Genomic DNA, 21,725 nt, shown 5'->3' on the forward strand with positions numbered 1-21,725 from the left:
TCACTGGGCCGCCTTGAACCGCAGCGCTCCGGCACGCGACACAAGGATACTCCACGAATCAAGCCATCTCCCACATGAACATTATCATCGCCCTGGTCGCCGGGCTCATTGGCGGCGCAGCCGGCATCTTCGCAGGTATCGGTGTCGGCCTGCTGCTGGTCGATGCGCTGGCGATCTCAAGCTTCGAAGGCGGCTCCGGCTATTTCACCCTGTTGATCGGGCTGATTGGCGGCGTCATCGGCTTTTTCACCGCGACCATCCTGACGCTACGCTATCGAGGACGTTATCGTGGCTTTGGCGCCATTGCCGGGCGGACGGCGCTTATTGTCATTGTCCTCGGCATTCTCACCACCATTGGCGTCCAGATCAGGCTTGCTACCGTCGAACATTTCTCTGGCGCTAGTCCGCGCATGCTGTTCGAGATCCGGTTGCCGGAAGGTGCGCCCGTGCCGAACCGCAACGATATCAACATCGAATTGCATGCCGGCTCGCAGCGTGTCGGTCCGCAGCTTGACGAGCAGTGGATCTGGCATGACGGCAACCGGCCGGTGCTGAGCGGATTCACGCCGCTCTATACGCGCACATCGTCACGCATGCTGATTGTCTCGCTTCCTGAGACGCCGAGGCTCTTGTTCAGCATCAAGCTGGCGTCGACGCCGCGCCCGGCGAAATTCTACGGCGACTGGCAGCGCGTCGATTATCTCGACGATGGAAAGGCCGATTCCCAGCCCCGCAAGCCAAACAAGAATGAGAATTATGAAATACGCTATTACGTCGCGGAGTGATCACCCCCGACCCGGATAGTTCGGGCTTTCGCGGGTGATCGTCACATCATGCACGTGGCTTTCGCGCAGGCCGGCGCTGGTGATCTTCACGAAGGTCGCCTTCTTGTGAAGGTCCTCGACCGTCTTCGCCCCGACATAACCCATCGCCGCGCGCAAACCGCCGGCGAGCTGATGCAACACCGTCGCGGTCGCGCCCTTATACGGCACCTGCCCCTCGACGCCTTCGGGTACCAGCTTCAGTGCGTCCTTGATGTCCTGCTGAAAATAACGATCGGCCGAGCCGCGCGCCATCGCGCCAACCGAACCCATGCCACGATAGGTTTTGTAGGAACGGCCTTGATAGAGAAACACTTCACCGGGCGTTTCGTCAGTACCGGCAAGCAGCGAACCAACCATCGCGCAACTGGCACCCGCCGCAATCGCCTTGGCGAGATCGCCGGAATACTTGATGCCGCCATCGGCGATGACCGGCGTGCCGCTCTTGTTCGCCGCTTCCACCGCATCCATGATCGCGGTGAGCTGCGGCACACCGACGCCAGCCACCATACGCGTGGTGCAGATCGAGCCCGGACCAATGCCGACCTTGATGGAATCCGCGCCGGCATCGATCAGCGCCTTGGCGCCATCGGCAGTCGCGACATTGCCGGCCACCACCTGCACCTTGTTTGACTGACGCTTGATGCGGCTCACGGCATCGAGAACATGCTGCGAATGGCCGTGCGCGGTATCGACCACCACGAGATCGACGCCGGCGTCGATCAGCCGCTCGGTGCGATGGAATCCCTTGTCGCCGACCGTGCTGGCCGCAGCGACGCGCAAACGCCCCTGCTCGTCCTTGCACGCATTCGGGTTGGCGACCGCCTTTTCGATATCTTTCACCGTGATCAGGCCGACGCAGCGGTAATCGGCATCGACCACCAGCAGCTTCTCGATCCGGTATTGGTGCAGCAGACGCTTGGCTTCATCCTGTCCGACATTCTCGCGCACGGTGACCAGGCGATCCTTGGTCATCAGATCCGAGACTTTTTGCGAGGGGTCGGTCGCGAAACGCACGTCGCGGTTGGTCAGGATCCCGACGAGCTTGCCGGCTTTCCCGCCGCCCCCGCCTTCAACCACCGGAATGCCGGAGATGCCATTGTCCTTCATCAGCGCGAAGGCATCGGCGAGCGTCGCATTCGGGGCGATGGTAAGCGGATTGACCACCATGCCGGATTCGAACTTCTTGACCTGCCGCACCTGCGCGGCCTGTTCGTCCGGCTCCATGTTGCGGTGGAGAACCCCCATGCCGCCGGCCTGCGCCATGGCGATCGCCATGCGGGCCTCGGTCACCGTGTCCATCGCCGAGGCGATAATCGGAATATTCAGGGTGATATCGCGGGTGATGCGGGAGCGGATATCGACGTCCGAGGGCATGACGTCGGACAAGCCCGGCTGCAGCAGGACGTCGTCAAAGGTCAGCGCCTCACGGGGGGCGCCGTTGGTGAAATGCGGTGTGGGATTTGCCATTGCCATACCTAGCGATGGATTCCGGCTCCTGCAAGGCAGTTCGGAATCGCGGTTGGCACGGGCGGATAGCATGGACCGGCTGGCCGGCAAAGCCCTTGTCAGGGCGCGGCCGGGCCTCTCCCGCGTAATATTTCCGCGGTCTGTGCATCGGCCGGAAAGAAGGTTTCCAGAGCCAGTTCGGACAGCGTGATTTCCTGCGGCGTCCCAAACACCGTGGTTGTCGAGATGAATGACAGAACCGTGTCACCGGCGCGAAGCTGCAATGGCACCACCACCTCGGACACGGCTTTCGGCGCCGGGCCTGCCGCACGCGGCACCGGATACGCCTGCAGTTCCTTCAGCAGTTCCGCCAGGACGGGATCGGCGGTGAGTTCGACCTGACGGCGCAGCCGCTCCAGCAGATGCGCGCGCCATTGCGCAAGATTAACGATGCGTGAGCTGAGGCCCTGCGGATGCAGGCTGAGCCGCAACACGTTGACCGGCCCCGTGGTGAGTTCGGCCGATGCGCCGGCGAGCAGCGGCGGCACCGCTTTGTTGGCGGCGAGCAGCGTCCAGTGGCGATCGATCGCCAGCGCCGGATAAGGCTCGTGTCCTTTCAGCACAAGATCGACCGCCTTGCACGCGTCTCGCAAGGCCGGATCGTCCAGCTTGCGTTCGGAAAACACCGGCGCGAAGCCGGCGGCGCTGAGCAGCACATTGCGATCGCGCAACGGCACATCCAGCCGCTCGGCCAGACGCAATACCATGTCGCGTGATGGCTGCGACTTGCCGGTTTCGACGAAGCTGAGGTGCCGGGTCGAGATGTCTGCATCAAGCGCCAGATCGAGCTGGCTCATGCGGCGGCGCAGCCGCCATTCGCGAAGCTGGGAGCCGAAATGAAGAGATGTCTGCATGCAGGGAAGCTAGCGGCGACTGACGGCGATTTCCATGACCTCCGAGGTAATCGACCGACACCCAGGTTGCGCGGCATGGTCAGGCAACACCGGCTGCCAGCCGGCTTCACTGACGGAGAAGACTATGACGATCACGATCGACAAGACCGATACGCACCTGTTCGTTCGCCGTGCTCTGCAGGCGGATGCTGTGGCCAGCACCGCCACGGGTTTGCTGCTGGCCACCGGCGCGGAGCTTCTGACCGAGTGGCTTGGCTTGCCGGCGGCGCTGATGCGCTATGCCGGGTTGAGCCTCCTGCCCTTCGCCGCCATCGTGCTGATCGTCGGCTTGCGCCAGGCGCCGCCACGCGCCGCTGTTCTGGCGATCATCGCCTATAACGCGATGTGGACGATCGACAGCTTCGTGCTGCTCGCCAGTGGATGGGTCGCGCCGACGCTGCTCGGTTCTGCCTTTGTCGTGATGCAGGCGGTGACGGTCGGTGCGCTGGCGATGCTGCAATGGATCGGCGTGAAGCGTGCCGATCGGGAATGAGACTGAAAAACCCACAACAAAAATCCGCCGCGCGGTCACGCGGCGGATTTTCAATGATGGGAATGCAGCCGGGTCAGATCCGACAGCGCGCGGCTCAGTTCATGGATTTGATACGGCTTGCGCAGGATTGGGACATCCGCCGGCGCATTTCGCGCGGCCTCGCTGTAGCCGGTGGCCAGCAGGACGGGCAGTTCGGGATGCTTTTGCCTGATCGCCAGCGCCAGACCAAGGCCGTCCATTGTGCCGGGCATGACGATATCGCTGAACACGACATCGACGCCGTCGCGCTCGAGCTCCTGCAAAGCTGTCGTTGCATCCGGTACCCAGCGGACGGAGTAACCAAGCTGGTTCAAGAGTTCAGCGCTGGCGGTGGCGACATCCGGATTGTCCTCGACCAGAAGCACCGTGCCGGTATGCACAACACTTGCCGGTGTATCTTTCTTGTCTTCCGTCACGACGCCGCCCGTTGCACGGGGCAGATACATCGTGATCGACGTGCCGCTGCGCAGCGCACTCGACACCTTCACCGTACCTCCGGCCTGATGCACAAAACCGTGCACCTGCGACAGACCGAGTCCCGTGCCCTTGCCGACCGGCTTGGTGGTGAAAAAGGGATCGAACACCTTGCTCATCACATCGTCCGGAATACCGACTCCCGTATCGGTAACGGACAATGCAACATAATCGCCATTCAGCGGCGCTTCCTCGATATGCACATTCGTGGCCGAGATGGTGACCGTTCCGCCACTCGGCAGAGCATCGCGTGCATTGACGACGAGATTCACCAACGCGATCTCGAACTCGCTGGTATCGACCGTGATCGGCCACGCATTCGGCGCGATATCGAAAACCAGCCGGATCCCCTTGCCGAGCCCACTTGTGAGCACATCCCGTATCGCCTCGACCCGCGCCCCGACATCGATCGCCTGAGGATTGACGCGCTGACGTCGCGAGAAGGACAGTAATTGCCGCGTCAGATTGGCGCCACGCTGTGCTGCGAGTTCGATCGCCTGCGTCGCGCGCTGCATCTTCGGATCGTTGGCAACAGCCTTCTTGATCGTCTGCACATGACCGGCCACCACCATCAGGAGATTGTTGAAGTCATGTGCAACGCCGCCCGTCAGCTGCCCGAGCGCATCCATCTTCTGCGCTTCAGCCAGTTGCCGCTGGACTTTCTCCAGCGCAAGCTGGGCCTCGCGCCGTTCGCTGATATCGCGGGTGATCTTGGCAAAGCCGGCGAGGCTGCCGTCATCGTTGCGGATCGGATCGATGACAACGCTGGCCCAGAAGAACGAACCGTCCTTGCGGACACGCCAGCCCTCCTCCTCGTAGCGGCCCGCTTCGGAGGCGATCGCGAGCGCGCGGGCCGGCCGGCCGGCCGCACGATCTGTTTCCGTGTAGAACCTGGAAAAATGCTGGCCGATGATTTCGTCCGGCAGATAGCCCTTGATGTTCTGGCCGCCGGCATTCCAGCTCGTCACATATCCCTTTGGATCGAGCATATAGAGTGCATAATCGGTCACGCCGCTGACCAGCATGCGAAACTGCCGCTCGCTCTCGATGAGCGCCTGTTGCGCCTTACGGCGCTCGGTGATGTCGCGGATAATCTTGGCAAAGCCGATCAGCTTGTTGCCCTCATTGATCGGCGCGATGACTTCCGACGCCATGAACCGGCTGCCGTCCTTGCGCAGCCGCCAGCCCTCATCCTCGAACTTGCCTTGCCGGAGTGCCGTTTCGAGGAACTTTGCAGGCTTGCCGGCGTCGCGATCTTCGAGCGTATAAAGCTTGCTGAAATGCTGACCGACAATCTCGGATGCGCGATAGCCGTTGATGCGCTCCGCCCCGGCGTTCCAGTTGGTGATGCGCCCTGCGGGATCGAGCATGTAAATGGCGTAGTCGACGACCCCCTCGACCAGGAGCCGGAACCGGCGTTCACCCTCGAATAAATCCCGTGTTTCGGCAGCCTGGGGCAGCCCTTCGGTCGACATGCCAATTCCTTTGGCGCCCTGGATTAACTTCACTCAATGATGTGGGGAAATAATTGTTCCAAAAATCGACGAAAATTCCCGTCCAGTCCAGTGGATAGAGTTAATGAAGCGCAGGGGGCAGCACGGACAAAGGCTTTATGCCGCAAGCCGGTGGCCGCTTCGCGAGTTTTCGCGCTGCCGAAATGATCCCCGGTCGTTCGATCGGGCCTCCACGCTGCTCACGCGTGCATGGTTAACGCAGCGCGGCCTGAACAAGCGGCGCGGCCGCGGCCATGTTCTCGAACATGGTGGGATAAAAGAGATCGCGCGCCGGACAACCCGCGCGCGGCTTGAAACGCCGTTAAGGCCTCCAGCCGGGAGGCGCGCCGTGCTTTTCGATGGCATCGACGATCTCGCGATGCCGGCGATCCTCGCGCCGCATGTAGATCGCAATGATCGCATGCGCCGGCGCAATCGCCCACAGCCAGGGCGACAGGAACAACAGTCCCAGCACCAGGAACAGTACAAACAGGATGGCGTTGAAGATGGCCGCGAAAACCTGGCCGTTGAGCAACAGCGCCAGCGGCGGCAGGAAAAACGCGAGAACGTAGATCATTCAGGGCCTCTCCCAAGTCCGCAGAACTTTGTCCGCAGAACTTTCGTCGCGACAAGTGTTCCGATGCCGAACATCGGCATCTTGCAGCCATTCCATGTAGGAATGTCAGCTTCCACCGCAAGATGTTGGGTTTTCGGATCAGATTAAAATACTGAAAGGCTCCTCTCGCCGGACCAAACGCTCCATGCATCATCACCGCCTCGTGCCGCTGATCGTGGCCTGCGCCCTGTTCATGGAGAATCTCGACTCCACCGTCATCGCGACATCGCTGCCGGCCATTGCGGCGGATATCGGTACCAATCCGCTGGCGCTGAAACTGGCCGTGACCTCCTATCTCCTCTCGCTCGCCGTCTTCATCCCCGCCAGCGGCTGGACCGCCGATCGCTTCGGGGCGCGCAGCGTCTTCCGCGCTGCCATTGCCGTCTTCATGGTCGGCTCGATCGGCTGCGCCATCGCCTCATCTCTCGAAGGCTTCGTCGTGGCCCGCATCATTCAGGGCATCGGCGGCGCGATGATGACACCGGTCGGACGTCTGGTGTTGGTGCGCACGATTGAGAAACGCGAACTCGTCAGCGCGATGGCCTGGGTGACGGTGCCCGCACTCATCGGCCCCGTCGTCGGCCCGCCGCTCGGCGGCTTCATCACGACTTATGCGTCATGGCACTGGATCTTCCTGATCAACATCCCGATCGGTCTGCTCGGCATCATCCTTGCCACGCTCTATATCGATCCGGTGCCGGCGGACCATCAGGAGCCGTTTGACGGCATCGGCATGGTGCTGGCCGGTATTGGTGTTGCCGGACTGGCCTTCGGCTTGTCGGTCGCCGGCCTCGATATGCTGCCATGGCCGGTCGTCGTCGCGCTGATCGGCGTCGGCGCAGTCGCGATGACAGCGTATGTCTTTCATTCGTGGCGCGTGCCGGCGCCGATCCTCGATTTCTCGCTGCTGCGTACTCCGACATTCAACGCCAGCCTGATCGGCGGCTATCTGTTCCGGCTCGGCATTGGCGCCATGCCGTTTCTGCTGCCGCTGATGCTGCAAACCGGCTTCGGCATGACACCGTTTCAATCCGGACTTGTTACGTTCGCCGGCGCCGTTGGCGCCCTCGGCATGAAGACAGTCGCCTCTCGCACGATCGCACGCTTTGGCTTCAAGCGGGTGATGATCGTCAACGCGATTACAAGCTCTGTCTTCATCGCCGCCTGTGCGATCTTCCGGCCCGGCATGCCGGTGATGGTGCTGACAATCATTCTCCTGATCGGCGGCTTTTTCCGGGCGCTGGAATTCACTGCGGTCAATACGATTGCTTACGCCGACATCGATCCACGCCGCATGAGCCGCGCGACAGCGCTGGCATCGGTCGGGCAACAGCTATCGATTTCGACCGGCGTTGCGGTCGGCGCCCTGCTCGTCGAGCTGTCATTGACATGGCGCGGCGCCACCGAGCTCACGCCGGCCGACTTCACGCCCGCGTTCCTGGTGGTCGCAGCGATATCGGCGTCGTCAGCGTTGCTGTTCTGGAAATTGCCCGCCGATGCGGGCGCGGAAATGTCAGGCCGCGCCCCTGACAAGGCCGAGGTGGATGCGGTCAAAGCCGAGCCGATCGCGGCGGGCGAAACATCCGATCAACGGGCCGGATAAACGCTCATCGATATTGTTTTAGATCGGTCTCTAACCCGCTCGTCCTCGCGACAGCGGGGACCCAGAATCGAAGATCAATCGAGATGATTCTGGATTCCCGCATGCGCGGGGAAGAGCGGCATTAGAACGGAAGCGATCAGACCGCTTCTTTCAGTTCTTTGGCGGCGCGGAAGGCAATCTTCTTGCTCGCCTTGATCTTGATGGCTTCACCGGTGGCCGGGTTGCGGCCCATGCGTGCAGCGCGTTTGCGGACCTGCAGGATGCCGAGACCGGTGAGGCGAATGCGCTCGCCCTTCTTCAGGTGCTTGGTGATGATCGCAACGAAATCGTTGAGCATCGCCTCGCCCTGCTTCTTGGTCAGCTCATGATCTTCAGCGAGGACCGCCGCGATCTGCTTCAGCGTGATCTTGCCCGCTGCCGCAGCCTTCGGAGCTGCCGTTTTCTTCGCTGTCGACTTTGCAGCCGCCTTTGTCTTCGTTTTTGCCGCCATAGGAGTATGCCCTCTTAACTGCGCGGGTATGCGCAAGTGTTTCCGAATAAGAGATTCGCAGGCCGATGCGAAGCGTCTGCAAGCCTCAAAGCTCAAAAATATCGGTAAAATGGGCCTCGGAAGGCCCTCATACACAGAAACGTCAATAAAACCGGGCTAAATCGAGGCAGCAAAGCGTCAATTTTGCCCGCGGAAGCCGGTCGCAAACACATATAATTCAGCGGAATCGGCCCGGCTGGCCGCGGGTTTGATGTGTTTGACGCTCGAAAAGCTGCGTTTTAGAAGGCTTAAAAGCTCTCCCTCGGTGCCGCCCTGCAACACCTTGGCAAGGAAAACGCCACCCGGATTCAATATCTCCGTCGCGAATTCCGCCGCCGCTTCGACCAGTCCCATGATCTTGAGATGATCGGTTTTGCGATGGCCGGTGGCATTGGCGGCCATATCGGACAAGACGATATCGGCCTTGCCGCCGAGCTTCTCTTTCAGAATGTCCGGCGCATCCGGATCGAGAAAGTCGAGCAGCAGACTGTCGACACCGGGGATCGCATCCATCTCCAGGATGTCGATGGCGATCACGCGGCCTTTGCCTTCGGTCGCACCAACGCGCCTGGCGGCGATCTGACTCCAGCCGCCGGGCGCCGCGCCAAGATCGACCACGCGCGCGCCGGGTTTCAGGAAGCGATACTTGTCGTCGATCTCGGTAAGCTTGTAGACCGCACGCGAGCGATAGCCTTCGCGTTTGGCGCGCGCGACATAGGGATCGTTGAGTTGACGCTCGAGCCAGAGCTTCGACGACAGCGACCGGCTTTTTCCGGTCTTCACTCGCGTCTTCAGTTCACGCTCGCCACCGCTGCTGCTGCGTGGACCTTTCACGAAACCACACTCGCTTCGCGCCAGATGCCGTCGGTTCGCATCATCTGCACCAGCATGCCTTCGCGCAAACCGCGATCGGCAACACGCAACCGTGCACTCGGAAAGGCGCGGCGGATGGCTTCGAGAATGGCGCAACCGGCGAGTACGAGATCAGCACGCTCCGCTCCGATACACGCATTGTCGACGCGCTCGTCATAAGACATGGTCAGCAGCCGATCCATGACGTCGCTGACTTCGGCGTCCATCATCCAGCAGCCATCGACTCTCCTCCGGTCGTAGCGCCGCAAACCGAGATGCACGCCGGCAATCGTCGTCACCGTTCCGGAAGTCCCGAGCAGATGCATCGCACAGGAATGAGCCGAAGCATGCTCGCGGACGAAGTCCGACATATGGGCCGTGACTTCCTCGACCATCGTTTCGAAGATCTTGCGTGTGACGACGACACCGCCATGGCGCTCGGCCAGTGTCACGACCCCGACCGGCAGCGACACCCAACCGCGCACATCCGGCTGAGGCGGACCTTGATGACACGCATGCGAGCGGCCGAGCTTGGCGATCTCCGACGAACCGCCGCCGATATCGAACAGAATAGCCCCATCCGAATCCGGATCGACCAGGGGCGTACACCCGATCGCCGCCAGCATGGCCTCGGTTTCCCGATCGACGATCTCCAGTGCGATGCCGACGTCTTCGCGCACACGATCAAGAAAAGCGACGCCGTTCTCGGCGAGGCGGCAGGCCTCGGTGGCGATCAGGCGCATGCGGGTGACACCACGGTTGCGCATCTTGTCGCGGCAGATCGAGAGCACCTCGATGGCGCGGGTGATGGCCGGCTCGCCGATCCGGCCGGAGGTGGTGATTCCCTCGCCCAGCCGGATGATGCGGGAAAAAGCATCGACCACACGGAAGCCGTCCTGGGTCGCGCGCGCCACCAGCAGACGGCAATTGTTGGTACCGAGATCCAGCGCGGCATAGGTCGGGCCGCAAAGATCAGCACCGGCCGTGGAAAACTCCACGCGTCCGTCACGAGACGTCTGCACCTGGGGCGAGCCTCGATCCCCCCGGTAACCGAACCTGTGCGCAGGATCGACCAGCGCTCGGTCACGCGCGGGATCGAGGCCGGTCGCCCGCACCTCGTCATTCATCAAGCTCGTCCTGCCGCGCTTTCGCCCTGAGACCCTGTTTCGGGGCGCTCCGGCGGCTTTGTGTTCAAAGTTCGGGCAAAGTCTAGAGAGAGGCGGCAGGCCTTGCAACCAATGGGAAACAGGCATGCCAAAGGCCGTTCTTGTGGCTGGGAGGCCGGACCTTTATCTCCCGACAACCTCCTGTCATCCCCCCGTGTCACCGAAGGCCGCATGAACATTCGCGAAAAAGCCCCGCAATCGACGAATTTGGATCAGGATGGGTCCCAAGATTGGCACCTTGCCAAGTTCGGGGTCGGCCAGCCGGTCTTGCGCAATGAGGACCCGACGCTGGTCCAGGGGCATGGCCGCTACACCGACGACATTAACCTCGCCGAGCAAGTTTATGCGGTGATCGTGCGCTCGCCCTATGGGCATGGGATCGTGAATGGCATCGATACCGAGGCGGCAAAGGCCCTGCCCGGTGTCCTCGGAGTCTATACGGCCGCCGATCTTGCCGGTTACGGCACCCTGAAATGCCTCACACCGTTCAAAAACCGTGACGGCTCGGCGATGAAGGTCCCGGCGCGTTACGCGCTGGCGGACAAGAAGGTGCGTTTCGTCGGCGATCCGGTGGCTTTCGTTGTCGCCGAAACGGCCGCGCAGGCGCGCGATGCCGCCGAAGCCGTCGTGCTCGATATCGATCCCCTGCCCGCGGTGACGCTGGCCAGCGCCGCCACGCAGCCGGACGCCCCGCAATTGTTCGATGACGTGCCGGGCAATGTCGCGCTCGATTATCACTATGGCGACAGCGACAAGGTTGCCGAGGCTTTCGCGCAAGCGGCACATGTCACACGGCTGTCGCTCCGCAATACCCGTCTTGTCGTTGCGCCGATGGAGCCGCGCGCGGCGATCGGCGAATACGACTCGGCCGCCAACCACTGGACCTTGCATTCGCAAAGTCAGGGCGTGTTCGGCATGCGGGGCCAACTCGCCAATATTCTTGGTGCAGAACCGGACAAGGTGCGCGTGCTGACCGGCAATGTCGGCGGCTCGTTCGGCATGAAGGCGCAAGCCTACCCCGAATATATCTGCATCCTGCACGCGGCCCGGCAACTCGGGCGTCCTGTGAAATGGACCGATGACCGGTCCGGCTCATTCGTGTCGGACGCGCACGGACGCGACCACGAAATCGATCTCGAACTGGCACTCGACAAGGACGGGCACTTCCTGGCGATCCGGGCGTCAAGCCTTGGCAACATGGGCGGGTTTATGGCGGCTGTTGCGCCGATCCCGGCCACAACCAACATCGTCAAGAATATCGCCAGCGTCTACCGCACGCCGCTGATCGAAATGTCGGCCAAGTGCGTTTTCACCAATACGACGCAGGTCACCGCCTATCGCGGTGCGGGCCGCCCGGAAGGCAACTACTACATGGAGCGGCTGATTGACACCGCCGCTGCCGAGATGGGCATCGATCGCCTCGAATTGCGTCGCCGCAATCATATCGCGCCGTCGCAGATCCCCTATGCCGCTTCGTCCGGCATGACTTACGACAGCGGCGACTTCCCCGCGCTGTTCGAGGAGACGCAGAAGATCGCCGACATGGCCGGTTTCGAGGCCCGCAAGCGCGACAGCGCGGCGCGTGGCAAGCTGCGCGGCATCGGCATCGGCTCGTTCCTTGAAGTCACCGCCCCTCCCAGCAAGGAAATGGGTGGCATCCGTTTCGAAGCCAATGGCGATGTCACGATCATCACCGGCACGCTCGATTACGGGCAAGGTCACGCGACCCCCTTTGCGCAAGTGCTCTCGCGCTCGCTCGGCATTCCGTTCGAACGCATCCGCCTCGTTCAAGGTGACAGCGATCAATTGATCGCCGGCGGCGGCACCGGTGGTTCACGCTCCATCACGGCGAGTGGCGCTGCGATTGTCGAAGCGTCAGCCATCGTGATCGACAAGGGCAAGGCGATCGCCTCGCATGTCCTCGAAGCATCGCCCGGCGATATCGAATTCGCCGACGGCCGTTTCACCATCGCCGGGACCGACCGCTCGATCGGCATCATGGAGCTGGCCGAGAAGCTGCGTTCCGGGCTGAAGCTGCCGGAAGGTACGCCGCAGACGCTCGATGTCAGCCACACGTTCAATGGCGCTCCATCGGCCTTTCCAAATGGATGCCATATCTGCGAAGTGGAAATCGATCCGGAGACCGGTGCAACCGAAGTCGTGAAATATTCGTCAGTCAACGATTTCGGCACGATCATCAATCCGCTGCTGGTGGAAGGCCAGGTGCACGGCGGCGTCATCCAGGGCATTGGCCAGGCGCTGATGGAAAACGCGGTGTACGACGAGGACGGTCAATTGTTGACCGGCTCGTTCCAGGACTATGCGATGCCGCGCGCCAAGAGCTCGCCGGCCATCGGCTTCGTCAGCCATCCCGTCCCGGCAACCACCAATCCGCTCGGCACCAAGGGCTGCGGCGAAGCCGGCTGCGCCGGCGCCTTGGTCTGCGTGATGAATGCGGTTGTCGATGCTCTATCGGTTTACGGCATCCGCCATCTCGATATGCCGGCCTCCCCGTCGCGGGTGTGGGCAGCGATCCAGGCGGCGAAGCAACCGAAAGCGGCGTAAAGGCCGGTCTCAAACGGAGGACCGATTGTCTTGACGCCGTTTATGCGCGGGCGTAAGAGCAAATTCGATCCGTGGTCAATTTGAGCCGGCCGGCTTGCAGCCACGTAAAACAACTCGCTAAAAGGCCGGGGACACGTGTGCCCGGCCCGGAATTTCCGGCCGGGATTTTTTATGCCCAGCGCATGAAATGTCATGCGCGAACGTGAAAAGAGCACGTCCGTCGTGTTCAAGTTCGAAAGAGGAAGCCCGCGATGACGCAGCGTAAATACCGGCCCGAAACCCGCCTCGTTCAATCCTCGATCCTGCGCTCGCAATTCGGTGAAACATCCGAGGCGCTGTTTCTCACACAAGGCTATGTCTACGAAAACTCTGCGCAGGCCGAAGCCCGCTTCAAGGGCGAAAGCCCGGGCTTTCAATATTCGCGCTTCGGCAATCCGACGGTGCGCATGTTCGAACAGCGCATGGCCGATTTCGAAGGCGCCGAAGATGCGCGCGCGACGGCGACCGGCATGGCGGCGGTGACGCTGGCGCTGATGGGACAGGTCAGAGCCGGCGACCATATCGTTTCGTCACGGGCGCTGTTCGGATCGTGCCTTTATGTCGTGGAAGAATTGCTGCCGCGTTTCGGTGTGACGTCGACGCTGGTCGACGGCACCGACCTCAATCAATGGAAGAATGCTGTCCGTCCGAACACCAAGACGTTTTTCATGGAGACGCCCTCCAACCCAACGCTGGAAGTGATCGACATCGCCGCGGTCGCCAAGATCGCGCACGAGGCTGGCGCGACGGTGACCGTGGACAATGTCTTTTCCACTCCGCTGTGGCAGAGCCCGCTCGCGCTTGGCGCCGATTGCGTCGTCTATTCCACGACCAAACATATCGATGGTCAGGGCCGCTGCCTTGGCGGCGTGGTGCTCGGCTCCAACAAATTCATTCAGGACAACATCCACAACTTGCACCGCCAGACCGGGCCCTCGATGTCGCCCTTCAATGCCTGGGTGATGCTGAAGGGCCTTGAGACGTTGGCTGTGCGCGTGCGCCGGCAGACCGATTCCGCCGCGGCTGTCGCCGTCGCCCTGCACAATCATCCCAAGATTTCCCGGCTGATCTATCCCGGCCGGCCCGACCATCCGCAGGCCGAGATCATCCAGCGGCAGATGAAAGGCGGCTCGACGCTGGTCGCCTTCGAGGTCAAAGGCGGCAAGGATGCGGCCTTCCGCGTACAGGACGCGCTGCAGCTCGTGCGCATCTCCAACAATCTCGGTGATGCCAAGAGCCTGATCACCCATCCGGCCACGACGACGCATCAGCGCATCACGCCGCAGGCGCGCGCCGATCTCGGCATCTCGGACGGCTTCCTGCGCCTTTCGGTCGGCCTGGAGCATCCCGACGACATCATGGAAGATTTGCTCGCAGCGCTCGACAAGGCTTAAGCTTCCGGCGAATTGGAATTGAAGTCCCGCGAGCGACAGTGACGTGCCGGATGCGACAGACATTGGCGGAAGACAACACGAGGCAGCTTCACGGCACGGACGTCGATTCCAAAAGCTATCCGTTCATACCGACACGTTTTGCCAGCCGCGCGCCGCTGGTCACGTATCGTGATGACGGCACAATCATTCTTGGCAATGCCATCGCGCCGCAATTGCCGGCCGCCCAGATGGGCGCGTTTCTCCGCCTTTACGCAGACAAGACGCCGGATGCGGTATTCCTCGCCGAGCGGCGGGCCGGTGCAAGTGGCGTCGAATGGGATCGTCGCACCTACAGTGAGATTCGGCGGGACGTTGATGCGGTTTCGCAATGGCTGATCAATCAGGGCAATAGCAACGCCCGGCCGATTGCCGTCCTCAGTCACAACTCCATCAGACATGCCATTCTGCAACTCGCCGCCATGCAGATCGGCGTGCCCGTGCTCGCCTTGTCGCCCGCCTATTCATTAATGTCGCGGGACCACCAGAAGCTCATCCGGCTGATCGAACAGTTTCAGCCGAGCCATATCTTCGTGGAGGACACGAAGGCTTTCGCAGCGGCGCTGCAACGGCTGGCCGATCTCGAGAACCGTCTGATCGTTGGCGCACCTTCGCCGGAATTCTCCCACGCCACAACCTTCGACACGTTGACATCGACACCCGCAGGCCCGGATGTCGAGGATCGTTTCGCAAAAGTCACGCCGGACAGCGTTGCCCGCATCATGCTGACCTCCGGCTCCACCGGCGATCCCAAAGGCGTCATCGTCACGCAACGCATGATGATGGCTGTGGCCGAGGGCTTTGCCTCGGTCTGGCCGTTCCTGCTGGGCCGGCCGCCGGTGATGGTCGATTGGCTGCCCTGGAATCATACGGCCGGCGCCAACGCGACCTTCAACCTGATCCTGCGCGCCGGCGGCTCACTCTACATCGACGACGGCAAGCCAACGCCAAACGGCATCGGCCGCTCGGTGGAGAATCTGCGCTCGGTCGCTCCGACGCTGATGTTCAATGTGCCGAGCGCCTATGACGCGCTGATCCCGCAGTTGGAACAGGATACGGATTTCGCCAGACATCTGTTGTCCGACATGGACCTCCTGCTCTACGCCGCCGCAGGCTTGCCACAGAATCTGTGGGATCGTCTCGAGCGATTGTCGATCGCCGTGCGCGGCGCGCGCATTCCCATCGTCTCCTCGCTGGGCTCAACCGAAACGGCGTCACCGGCGACACTCGGATGGTGGGGCACCGGCGCGTCTGCTTCGCTCGGCCTTCCCATCCCCGGCATCGAGGCCAAGCTGATCAAGCTCAATGACGACGATATGGAGGTGCGCTTCCGTGGCATCGGCATCACGCCCGGCTACTGGAACGATCCTGTGGCCACGCGCAACGCCTTCGACGAAGAAGGTTTTCTGAAGATCGGCGATGCGGTGCGCCTCTCCGATCCGGACGATATTTCCGCAGGGCTGTCCTATCACGGGCGTCTGTCAGAAAACTTCAAGCTGACCACCGGGACATGGGTGATCGCAGGTCTTCTGCGCCTCGATCTGATCAAGGCTTGCGAGCCTTATATGCAGGATGCGGTGATCGTCGGCGAGAACCGGAGTGACATCGGCATTCTCGTCATTCCGAATCCCAATGCGGATTGCGCGACATTATCCGAGGCGCTACGCGCTAAAATCGAGGCCCACAATGCGCGTGAGGCGGGCAGCAGCCGCAGGATCGCAAGAGCGATGATCATGACCGAGCCGCCCGACATCGACGCCGGCGAAATCACCGATAAAGGCTATCTCAATCAGCGCCGGATCATCGAGCGCCGCAAGACGCTGATCAAGGCGCTTTACAGCGAAGCGCCGCATCAGCCGGTCATGCTGTTTTAAGAACTGAACCACGTTACAACAGGCACAGCGCGCAGTCACACATCATGCTTGATCTCGACAACATCGTTGCCATCGACATCCACACTCACGCCGAGGGCCCTTGCGGCACCCACACCTGGGAAGACGGCGCGGAACTGCGCGAAGGCATGAAGGCCTATTTCAAGCAGGACCTCTGGGCGCCGACGATCCCTGAAATCGCCGACTATTATCGTCAGCGCAAGATCGCGCTCGTCATCTTCCAGGTCGATTGCGAGCACCATCTCGGCATCCGGCGCTACAGCAACGAAGAAGTTGCGCGGCTCGCCAACGAGAATTCCGACATCATGATCCCGTTCGCCTCGATCGACCCGCACAAGGGCAAACTGGGCGCACGGGAAGCGCGGCGGCTCGTCGAGGAGTTCGGCGTTCAGGGATTCAAGTTTCATCCTTCGCAACAGGGCTTCTATCCGCACGACCGCATGGCCTATCCGCTCTATGAGGCGATCCAGGAAAGCGGCAAGCCGGCGCTCTTTCATACAGGCCAGACCGGCGTCGGATCGGGCATGCGCGGCGGCTATGGCATCAAGCTGGAATATTCCAACCCGATCCATCTCGATCAGGTCGCCATCGATTTTCCCGATATGAAGATCGTGATGGCGCACCCGTCCTTCCCCTGGCAGGAGGAAGCGCTGGCGGTCGCGCAGCACAAGCCCAACGTCTATATCGACCTGTCGGGCTGGTCGCCGAAATACTTTCCGCCGATCCTCGTTCGCTATGCCAACTCGCTGCTCAAGCACAAGGTGCTGTTCGGATCGGATTTTCCGGCCATCACCCCGGACCGCTGGCTGGCCGATTTCGAGGCCATCGACATCAAGCCGGAAGTGCGGCCGCTGATCCTGAAGGAAAACGCCATCGGGCTGCTGGGATTGCGGTCGCGATAGATTCGATCGAATCGATCCAAAGTCATTAATCGGATCGTTTCTCATGGCATTGGAGCATGACGCCGCCCGCCGACCGTTTCGCCACTGTTTTCGGGTTATGCCCGGAGGAACGGGCGCAGATGCTTGGCGTTCTTCCGCTGGAGGTGTCCATGAAACAGCGCCCGTTGTCCGAAAACCGCGACCACCTCAAGACTGAGGATGAGATGCAGCGGGAGATCCTCGGCCCGCGTGGCGTCCCCGGCGAACCGGACCCCGCCCGCATGACGCCACAACAAAGGAAGAACACGCCAAAGGATATCGACGACGGTCATACCGCCTGAAGTTGCCCTCAAATCGGGGAACGCATCACCTCCGAAGGCGTTATGCCCCTTCTAGGGGGACCACCAATCCAAAACACAGGCCTGATGAAACAACACGCGTTGTATGGATTTCTTTGCGCCGCCTGCGGCCGATGCCTTGAGGAACTTCCGGCATGGCAGCTTGGCAAGGAACGCTTCTATTGCGGCGTGATCTGCAAGGAGGCCGACGAATTCGCGCAGGCACCCGCAAGGCCGGATCCGGTGGCCGAGCCCCGCCGGAAGGCGTCCTGAACCCCCTTAATAGGTATTTGAAATACCCCGCCGCCCCGTATATGTATCGCCGATTCCGGCGTGCCTGGGACGTGCCTTCGGCGCGCTCCTGGGGATGCTTCTTGGGGAATAGTTCAATGGTAGAACTGCGGACTCTGACTCCGTCAATCTAGGTTCGAATCCTAGTTCCCCAGCCAATCAAGCGGCCCTCCCCCGACATTTCAAAGACTAACGCCTGTTGGGGCCGGCCGCGTCTGACCGGTAACAATTTCGCGTTTTCGGAACCCCTCTCATTCTTTGGCGATTAACTGAAAGCCGCACTGAACCGGCCGGCGACCTGACGCACTAACAAATCGGAAACTTTTCAAAACCAAGGATGCGCGCGTCAGTGCACGCGTGATTCAACAGCAGACCGGTTGCCCGGAAACGGAATTCACGAAATGTCACAATACGATCGCCCCACACATCCCGCGACCAAGGTCATGGCCTTCATCGCCTTCCTGATCGGGCTGGGCATCGTCATGGAAGGCGTCAATCAGGCCCATTCGTATTTCGCCGGGCCGAAGGCCAGCGCCAGTGCTCCGTCGGACATGACCAACGGCCGCGCGGTAAAGTAGCCAGCGTCGCGGCTACTCCGGCAGTCCACCGCACGCGCTGTTCGCCGCATACCGGCGCAACATTCGCCATGGCCCGGCGCCGTCCGCTACGCACAAATAAAATGCGGGCATGCCTCTGGCATTGTGCGTGGGGATGTGAGTGATATGGAACGACAAGACGCAAGCTTGCCGTGACATGAGCCCTGCCCCCGACCTCCAGACCGTCGTCAGCGACATCGCCGACGAAATGCGCCAGCGGCGCGACCGCGGACAAGTCGCGACCTACATCCCGGAATTGGCGCGGGTCGACGCGCAGGCCTTCGGCCTCGTCGTCATCGACAATGACGGCAACGTTGCTGCGGGTGGCGACAGCGACACTCCATTCTCGATCCAGAGCATCTCCAAGGTCTTCACCCTGACGCTCGCGCTCGGCCGGATCGGTGACCGCCTCTGGCGGCGCGTCGGCCGCGAACCCTCCGGCAGTCCGTTCAACTCGATCGTGCAGCTCGAACGCGAGCGCGGCATCCCGCGCAACCCCTTCATCAATGCGGGGGCCATCGCCGTCACCGATGCGATCGTCTCGGGCCACCAGCCACGCGAGGCGCTGGGCGACATCCTGCGTTTCATGCAATTCATCGCCGACGATCCGTCGATCATGATCGACGACGCGGTCGCTGCCTCGGAGCAGCGCACCGGCTTTCGCAACGTCGCACTCGCCAATTATATGAAATCGTTCGATGTGCTCGACAATCCGGTCGATTTCACGCTCGGCGTCTATTTTCATCATTGCGCGATTGCGATGTCATGCCGGCAGCTCGCTACGGCCGGACGTTTTCTGGCCCATCTCGGACGCAATCCCGCGACCGGTCACCTTGTCGTTCAGCCGGAGCGTGCGCGCCGCATCAACGCGATCATGCTGACATGCGGTCACTATGACGGCTCGGGCGAATTCGCCTATCGCGTCGGCCTTCCCGGCAAGAGCGGTGTCGGCGGCGGTATTCTCGCCATCGCGCCGGGCAAGGCATCGATCGCGGTGTGGTCGCCAGGGCTCGATGACAATGGCAATTCACATCTCGGGCGCATCGCCCTTGAGGCGCTGACCAAGCGTATGGGCTGGTCGATCTTCGGCGCGTAAACACTCATGCCGTCATCTGAAGGCCGATGATGCCGGCGACAACGACACAGATGAAAAACAGCCGGATCGCTGTCGCCGGTTCGGAGAATAGCAGGATGCCGGCGATGACCGTTCCGGCCGCGCCAATGCCGGTCCACACCGCATAGGCGGTGCCCACCGGAAGGACGGTGAGCGCGCGTGTCAGCAGATAGACAAAAGCTGCGAGCAACACGAGCGAGACCAGCGACCAGCCAAGATTGGCGAAGCCGTTCGCTTTTTTCATCGACAGCGCCCAGGCCACATCGATGAGACCCGAGGCTACGAGATAGATCCAGCCTTGCCCGGTGGTCATCGCGACGCCTTAAGAAACGTCGTCGCAAGAACGTCGAGGCGAGCTTCAGCATCGGCGCGCGCAGTCGCGACATCCTCCGGGGATGCGACAGTCGGACCAATCGCAACAAAACTGACCTCGTTCAATCCGATGAACTTGAGGGCCTCGCGCAGATATGGCGTTGCGAGATCGGGCCGCCCACGGCTTGGACCATTGGCATAATCGCCGGCGCTGGACAGGATCACGAGCACCGGTTTGGACGGGAGCAATGGCGCATAACCCTTTGCCGGATCGAACGAGAAGGTCAGACCCGGCTGGGTGATCAGATCGATCCAGTGCTTGAGCTTGTAGGGGATGCTGAAGTTCCACATTGGTGTCGCGATCACGACGCCGTCCGCGGCCTTCAGACGATCGATCATGCGGACGATGTCGCCCCATGCCGTTTCCTCGCCCGGTCCCATCGCACGCCCGGCGAGCTTGGCGTATTTGGCGTTGATCGTATCCCCGCTGAATTCCGGCAAACTGGCCGTCCATAAGTCCAAGACATCCACCTCAAGGGCCGACTGCGCCCTTGATAGCGCTGAAACAAACGTCTGCGTGGCGGCAGCCGACATGGAAAGACCCCGTCGGGGCGATGCCTGCACGTTCATGAGACGGGCCACTTTCGCGCCCGCGACCGGTATTGCGCTCAACTTAGTCATATCGCCCTCGCCTGATATAGATGCGATCGCATGGATATCTATGCGACTGCATCGACCCGTCAAGTTGCATGCGAACGCATCGATATGTAAAATTTCGCGATGGGTCACAGGCCAACCGAAGCTGCCGTCGATGCGTGGATCGCTCTGATGCGTGCGCAGCAAACGGCGCTTTTGAAAATCGAACGCGCATTCCGGGACGCAAACCTCCCATCCCATGCCTGGTATGACGTGTTGTGGGAGCTCGAACGTGCGGGTGAAGCGGGCTTACGGCCGCTTGAGATCGAGCGGCAAATCCTGATCGCGCAGTCAAACATCTCCCGCCTGATCGACCGCCTTGAAGAGAAAGGCTATGTCGAACGCCGCCCATGCGAAGACGATGGGCGCGGTCAGCGCGTCGTCATCACATCAGCCGGGCGAGATATGAGAAAGCGGATGTGGCCGGTCTACGGGAAGGCCATTACCGATGCTGTCGGAAAGCATCTGTCCGAGCGCGAGGCATTAAGCATCGCAGCGCTGCTGACAAAACTCACTGACCGCGGGCGCTGAGAAGCCGCTCGCCCGGCGGTCTCTCACCGCAGATTCGTTAGTTCTTACGCTGCTGCTCGGCTTCGCGGATCGCTTCCTCGTGGTACCAGCCGCTGCCGCTCGATGCCCAGGTCACACGCGGGTTGGCGAGGTTCGCCCCGGCTGCATCACTTTGCTGACCGTCGCTTGCGAAACGGCCTCGTGCGGGAAACGCGTAGATCTTGGCGGGCCCGCGATTGAGACTTGCCATCGTCCGGATCCTTTCGGGTCGCGCAAGCGGCTATCTTTTGAGTCGCTTGCGCCTTGGACGAATATAAGCTCTTTGCTCCCGAATTGATCCGTCTGCCTCTCAAAAAATCAGCAATTGGCTACATTATAGGCGGACCAGCCTCTGCTTACGGGGAAAGCAATTTCCCAATGGCGGAATACCGGCCTATCGCAACATTGCTGCCTAAAAAGGCATCGCCCTCTGGACTGGCACGTTAAATGCTTGCTAACGCCTGCCGGCGGCCGGGCGCGAGCCGGCAACTGAGCACGCATCAGCTTCCCTACACGTCGCGTCATCAGGAATGA

The 21,725-nt window shown here is 61.5% G+C and carries 21 protein-coding genes, 1 tRNA gene and 1 riboswitch; of the genes, 12 read left to right on the top strand and 10 right to left on the bottom strand.

Annotation, left to right across the window (positions count from 1 at the left end; all coding sequences use genetic code 11):
• The first annotated feature begins 74 nt into the window (after positions 1-74).
• Positions 75-785: a ZIP family metal transporter gene (locus CAK95_RS26295; RefSeq protein WP_086090639.1), complete on the top strand. Its 711-nt coding sequence runs from the start codon at positions 75-77 to the stop codon at positions 783-785.
• On the opposite strand, the gene guaB is transcribed toward CAK95_RS26295, so the two are convergent.
• Both guaB and CAK95_RS26305 read right to left on the bottom strand, forming a co-directional pair.
• Positions 786-2,291: an IMP dehydrogenase gene (gene guaB, locus CAK95_RS26300; RefSeq protein WP_086090640.1), complete on the bottom strand. Its 1,506-nt coding sequence runs from the start codon at positions 2,289-2,291 to the stop codon at positions 786-788.
• Positions 2,292-2,389: 98 nt separating this feature from the next.
• Positions 2,390-3,184 carry a helix-turn-helix transcriptional regulator gene (locus CAK95_RS26305; RefSeq protein WP_086090641.1) on the bottom strand — a complete coding sequence of 265 codons (795 nt, stop codon included), beginning with the start codon at positions 3,182-3,184 and terminating at the stop codon, positions 2,390-2,392.
• Between the two features lie 124 nt (positions 3,185-3,308).
• Here CAK95_RS26305 and CAK95_RS26310 point away from each other — a divergent pair, with 124 nt between their 5' ends.
• Positions 3,309-3,716, top strand: coding sequence for a hypothetical protein (locus CAK95_RS26310; RefSeq protein WP_086090642.1), 408 nt, complete (start codon positions 3,309-3,311; stop codon positions 3,714-3,716).
• Positions 3,717-3,766: 50 nt separating this feature from the next.
• Here CAK95_RS26310 and CAK95_RS26315 read toward each other — a convergent pair whose 3' ends face one another.
• Positions 3,767-5,704 carry a hybrid sensor histidine kinase/response regulator gene (locus tag CAK95_RS26315; protein WP_086090643.1) on the bottom strand — a complete coding sequence of 646 codons (1,938 nt, stop codon included), beginning with the start codon at positions 5,702-5,704 and terminating at the stop codon, positions 3,767-3,769.
• 340 nt (positions 5,705-6,044) lie between these two features.
• On the bottom strand, positions 6,045-6,299 hold the full coding sequence (locus tag CAK95_RS26320; protein WP_086090644.1) for a hypothetical protein: 255 nt from the start codon (positions 6,297-6,299) through the stop codon (positions 6,045-6,047).
• Positions 6,300-6,483: 184 nt separating this feature from the next.
• Here CAK95_RS26320 and CAK95_RS26325 point away from each other — a divergent pair, with 184 nt between their 5' ends.
• The gene (locus tag CAK95_RS26325) at positions 6,484-7,941 is read left to right on the top strand and encodes a DHA2 family efflux MFS transporter permease subunit (RefSeq protein WP_086090645.1); all 1,458 of its coding nucleotides are present in this window, start codon (positions 6,484-6,486) and stop codon (positions 7,939-7,941) included.
• Positions 7,942-8,077: 136 nt separating this feature from the next.
• Here CAK95_RS26325 and CAK95_RS26330 read toward each other — a convergent pair whose 3' ends face one another.
• From CAK95_RS26330 to CAK95_RS26340, 3 genes are all read right to left on the bottom strand, one after another.
• A complete protein-coding gene (locus CAK95_RS26330; protein ID WP_086090646.1) occupies positions 8,078-8,431 on the bottom strand; it encodes an HU family DNA-binding protein in 354 nt (117 codons plus the stop codon).
• Positions 8,432-8,608: 177 nt separating this feature from the next.
• The gene (locus tag CAK95_RS26335) at positions 8,609-9,304 is read right to left on the bottom strand and encodes an RlmE family RNA methyltransferase (RefSeq protein ID WP_086090647.1); all 696 of its coding nucleotides are present in this window, start codon (positions 9,302-9,304) and stop codon (positions 8,609-8,611) included.
• Positions 9,301-10,449 (bottom strand): Ppx/GppA phosphatase family protein, encoded by a 1,149-nt coding sequence (locus tag CAK95_RS26340; protein WP_086090648.1) that lies wholly within the window; start codon positions 10,447-10,449, stop codon positions 9,301-9,303. Before CAK95_RS26340 ends, CAK95_RS26335 begins: the two co-directional genes overlap by 4 nt.
• A gap of 210 nt (positions 10,450-10,659) precedes the next feature.
• On the opposite strand from CAK95_RS26340, the gene CAK95_RS26345 reads away from it, so the two are divergent.
• The 8 genes from CAK95_RS26345 to CAK95_RS26380 all read left to right on the top strand — a co-directional run bounded on the left by CAK95_RS26345 (position 10,660) and on the right by CAK95_RS26380 (position 19,616).
• Positions 10,660-13,053 (top strand): xanthine dehydrogenase family protein molybdopterin-binding subunit, encoded by a 2,394-nt coding sequence (locus CAK95_RS26345; RefSeq protein WP_086090649.1) that lies wholly within the window; start codon positions 10,660-10,662, stop codon positions 13,051-13,053.
• A 61-nt stretch (positions 13,054-13,114) separates the two neighbouring features.
• A riboswitch (SAM riboswitch) is annotated at positions 13,115-13,194 on the top strand.
• A 110-nt stretch (positions 13,195-13,304) separates the two neighbouring features.
• Positions 13,305-14,486 (top strand): O-succinylhomoserine sulfhydrylase, encoded by a 1,182-nt coding sequence (locus CAK95_RS26350; protein WP_086090650.1) that lies wholly within the window; start codon positions 13,305-13,307, stop codon positions 14,484-14,486.
• A gap of 50 nt (positions 14,487-14,536) precedes the next feature.
• Positions 14,537-16,396 carry an AMP-binding protein gene (locus tag CAK95_RS26355; RefSeq protein ID WP_086090651.1) on the top strand — a complete coding sequence of 620 codons (1,860 nt, stop codon included), beginning with the start codon at positions 14,537-14,539 and terminating at the stop codon, positions 16,394-16,396.
• A 44-nt stretch (positions 16,397-16,440) separates the two neighbouring features.
• Positions 16,441-17,316 carry an amidohydrolase family protein gene (locus CAK95_RS26360; RefSeq protein WP_086090652.1) on the top strand — a complete coding sequence of 292 codons (876 nt, stop codon included), beginning with the start codon at positions 16,441-16,443 and terminating at the stop codon, positions 17,314-17,316.
• 56 nt (positions 17,317-17,372) lie between these two features.
• Positions 17,373-17,636, top strand: a complete 264-nt coding sequence (locus CAK95_RS26365) for a hypothetical protein (RefSeq protein ID WP_147413546.1) — start codon at positions 17,373-17,375, stop codon at positions 17,634-17,636.
• A 372-nt stretch (positions 17,637-18,008) separates the two neighbouring features.
• Positions 18,009-18,082: transfer RNA gene (locus tag CAK95_RS26375), tRNA-Gln, on the top strand.
• Between the two features lie 243 nt (positions 18,083-18,325).
• Positions 18,326-18,502, top strand: a complete 177-nt coding sequence (locus CAK95_RS29435) for a hypothetical protein (RefSeq protein WP_157699750.1) — start codon at positions 18,326-18,328, stop codon at positions 18,500-18,502.
• Positions 18,503-18,677: 175 nt separating this feature from the next.
• Positions 18,678-19,616, top strand: a complete 939-nt coding sequence (locus tag CAK95_RS26380) for a glutaminase (RefSeq protein ID WP_086090655.1) — start codon at positions 18,678-18,680, stop codon at positions 19,614-19,616.
• A 4-nt stretch (positions 19,617-19,620) separates the two neighbouring features.
• Here the strand turns inward: CAK95_RS26380 and CAK95_RS26385 are convergent, their stop codons facing one another.
• Positions 19,621-19,947 carry a DMT family transporter gene (locus CAK95_RS26385; protein ID WP_086090656.1) on the bottom strand — a complete coding sequence of 109 codons (327 nt, stop codon included), beginning with the start codon at positions 19,945-19,947 and terminating at the stop codon, positions 19,621-19,623.
• Complete coding sequence (locus CAK95_RS26390) at positions 19,944-20,627, bottom strand: FMN-dependent NADH-azoreductase (RefSeq protein ID WP_245303530.1); 684 nt, start codon at positions 20,625-20,627, stop codon at positions 19,944-19,946. Before CAK95_RS26390 ends, CAK95_RS26385 begins: the two co-directional genes overlap by 4 nt.
• A 147-nt stretch (positions 20,628-20,774) precedes the next feature.
• Between CAK95_RS26390 and CAK95_RS26395 the strand changes: the two genes are divergently transcribed.
• On the top strand, positions 20,775-21,173 hold the full coding sequence (locus CAK95_RS26395; RefSeq protein ID WP_245303531.1) for a MarR family winged helix-turn-helix transcriptional regulator: 399 nt from the start codon (positions 20,775-20,777) through the stop codon (positions 21,171-21,173).
• Between the two features lie 37 nt (positions 21,174-21,210).
• Here the strand turns inward: CAK95_RS26395 and CAK95_RS26400 are convergent, their stop codons facing one another.
• On the bottom strand, positions 21,211-21,402 hold the full coding sequence (locus tag CAK95_RS26400) for a DUF2735 domain-containing protein (protein ID WP_086090658.1): 192 nt from the start codon (positions 21,400-21,402) through the stop codon (positions 21,211-21,213).
• Positions 21,403-21,725: the final 323 nt, after the last annotated feature.

This window comes from Pseudorhodoplanes sinuspersici, from assembly GCF_002119765.1.
In the GTDB taxonomy this organism is placed as follows: domain Bacteria; phylum Pseudomonadota; class Alphaproteobacteria; order Rhizobiales; family Xanthobacteraceae; genus Pseudorhodoplanes; species Pseudorhodoplanes sinuspersici.